This is a genomic window from Pseudomonas sp. 2822-17, from assembly GCF_002742485.1.
Lineage (GTDB): Bacteria > Pseudomonadota > Gammaproteobacteria > Pseudomonadales > Pseudomonadaceae > Aquipseudomonas > Aquipseudomonas cyclaminis.
Genome location: NZ_LJRZ01000086.1, coordinates 1 through 309 on the forward strand (window position 1 = coordinate 1; position 309 = coordinate 309).

A 309-nucleotide genomic window follows, 5' to 3' on the forward strand; every position below is an offset into this window, starting at 1 on the left:
TTAATCCACAAACAAATATAATTAAATATGACAATTCACATAATCATGTAACTAAATTTCTGAAATATTGTTTTGATGATATAAGCCTAGAAGAAGCGATAGAAAGGTATGAGCACCGTCTTAGCATATTACCTCACACTAATCAGTTAATTAATAATAAAATAATATATGTCCAAAATACTCTTGATGTTCTTCACTATAAAAATCACTTTAAGCCATTTGTAAGAGAATATGGTCTATCTGAAGATATTAATGATAGGAAGGCAGATATCGAAACCATATTATTTGAACACCCTGGAGGTCATACAA

General features: G+C 28.8%; 1 protein-coding gene. It reads left to right on the plus strand.

The features are described 5' to 3' along the window. Positions 1-309 (plus strand): hypothetical protein (locus tag AOA60_RS33220; protein ID WP_218240481.1); only part of this gene is annotated, 309 nt, incomplete at both ends.